We start from the raw sequence: 1700 nt of genomic DNA, 5'->3' as shown, positions 1-1700 counted from the left end.
GGCAATGCCCCACGTTATCGACCAGGCAATACGTGCTGGCGGGCAACGCGGCATGCAGGTACTCACCGACGCACACCGGTGCGATCAAGTCATCGGTGGATTGCAGAATCAGGGTGGGGGTCATCAGACCCGCGATGTCCTGGCGGTTGTCCGACAGGAAGGTCACCCGTGCGAAGCGCTTGGCGATGTCCGGCTCGGTGCGGCAGAAACTGTTGGTCAGTTCTTCGCCGAGGGGTTTCTCAGGGATGCGTTTGGGGGGTGATTGAGTACATATCCGTTATTTAGGTAACGGCCGCTTATGGTTCCGCTCTTACAGCGGCTCACTTTTGAACAGCGCAAAAGTAAGCAAAACGCTCTTGCCCCACCACTCGGCACCTCGCTAATGCTCGGTGTGCCCTTGTAAGATTATTTTCACCTGCTTCAGACCGTGGTGCCCTCAGATTTCAAGATCGTGAGTGAGCATGGGTCGAAGCAGGTTCTTTTCTAAACTAGTCCGAACGGTTGCCTGGGCGTAAAGCCCGATTCTGCAAGGTTGGACGTGAGGAAAACGCCATGGACCATGACTCTGCGTTCGTCGGAATTGATGTTTCCAAAAACAAGCTCGACTCATTCGTCAGCACTACTGGCCAAGTCGAGCAGTTTTTCAATACTCCAGAAGATATCCAGCGTTTAGCTAAGCATCTCAAGGCTCAGATGCCCGCTTTAGTGGTGCTGGAAGCAACTGGCGGATATGAGCGGCTTGCCGCTGCCGAGCTTTGCGCTGCTGGATTACCAGTCGTTGTTGTCAATCCCCGTCAGGTCCGTGATTTCGCTAAGGCTACCGGACGGCTGGCTAAAACCGACGCTCTGGATGCCCAGGTGATTGCGGAGTTTGCTCAGGCGGTCAAACCCGAAATTCGGGAGATGCCAGATGAACACGCTCGTGAACTGGCAGATCTACTGACTAGACGCCGTCAGCTTATCGATATGATCGTGGCGGAGGAGTCTCGACTGAAACAGGCGGTATTCAAGGCGCTTCGACGGGATATCAAGGCACATATCGTCTGGCTTCAAAAGCGTCTTAAAAGTACAGACGATGACTTGCACGAAGCGATCAAAGCTTCGCCGGCCTGGAAGGCCAATTATGATTTGCTGCGCGAGGTCTCAGGTGTTGGCAATGTGCTCGCACTTTCGCTGCTGGCGATGGTTCCTGAGCTAGGCAAAGTGAATCGCAAACAAGTGGCTGCATTGGTTGGTGTGGCCCCTTTTAACTGCGATAGCGGCCTGTACAAAGGACGTAGACGGATATGGGGTGGTCGAGCTGAGGTGCGAAGTGTGCTTTACATGGCTGTCTTGTCCTCGAAGAGCCATAACCCGGTGATCGAGAGGTTCTACAACCGTCTGCTTGCTGCAGGGAAGACGAAGAAAGTGGCGCTGGTTGCATGCATGAGAAAGCTGCTGACGATCCTGAATGCGATGGTCCGAGATCAAAAACATTTCGCTGAAATGGCTTGAGATTCGACACGGTTGCTCACTCCGGCTTTGGACCGTGGGCCGCCGCGATGGGCCATCCTTGGCCCAGCGCGGCTAACCCGGCGTCCTGCCGGGTTACCCACGCTCCAAAGCCTGCGTTCGGCCAGCGTGGTTTAACGGGGCGCCTAAGATCAAAATCAAAAGCAGATCAAGAGCACAGCGGCCTCCCGGCCGGCTTGAGTGTTGAA

General features: G+C 54.9%; 1 protein-coding gene. It reads left to right on the top strand.

From position 1 onward, the window contains the following. Positions 1-552 precede the first annotated feature (552 nt). On the top strand, positions 553-1494 hold the full coding sequence (locus ACZ4V1_RS35845; protein WP_093200084.1) for an IS110 family RNA-guided transposase: 942 nt from the start codon (positions 553-555) through the stop codon (positions 1492-1494). Positions 1495-1700 lie beyond the last annotated feature (206 nt).

It is taken from the genome of Streptomyces sp. NPDC028991 (genome assembly GCF_055564775.1).
Note: the sequence above shows the minus strand (reverse complement) of the source record. Positions and strands in the feature narration are given on the sequence as shown.